A 534-nucleotide genomic window follows, 5' to 3' on the forward strand; every position below is an offset into this window, starting at 1 on the left:
AAGGCCTGCGATAAAGTTTGTTCCCCAGGCCCCTAGATAACTAGCAGGCGAGATTGGAACCCCGTTGTAAAGGAGACCGTAAAGGGACATCAAGGTTACCATGAGGAGCACCATACCTCCAGAGATGACTAGGATCTTTTGCCACCGCTTGTGATGCTCTTTGAGAATGCGAAAGGCTATGATTTTTACAAGAGGGCCGACCAAGAGGACGTCTAAGAGAAAGGCCGTGATAAAACCAGGGAAATAGCCAGTGATCAGGTGATCAATTGAAAGATGGTCAATTAGGAATAAATTCCAGGCCGACATTCCCAAGACCATCGGGGCACACATAAGGATGGTAAATAAAAGAGCTTCTTTAAAATTTCTAGGCATTAGATTCTCCATTTCTTTTCATTAGGCCTAGTCTAGCATAAAAAAATTTTTCTCGTAAGTGAAAAACTGAAAATTTTCAAAGAAACTGTTTTCATAAACATCTTTCCCTTTTAAGAATGATTAGAATTTTTTCTGCGGATGACGGTCGATAATGGCTTGGTG

General features: G+C 41.4%; 1 protein-coding gene. It reads right to left on the reverse strand.

What is annotated here, in order from left to right; all coding sequences use genetic code 11:
* The coding region (locus SORDD16_RS03545; protein WP_081215126.1) for a DUF2798 domain-containing protein at nt 1-372 on the reverse strand (372 nt) is incomplete at its 3' end.
* Nucleotides 373-534 lie beyond the last annotated feature (162 nt).

The sequence above is a fragment of the Streptococcus oralis genome, assembly GCF_001578945.1.
In the GTDB taxonomy this organism is placed as follows: domain Bacteria; phylum Bacillota; class Bacilli; order Lactobacillales; family Streptococcaceae; genus Streptococcus; species Streptococcus oralis_Q.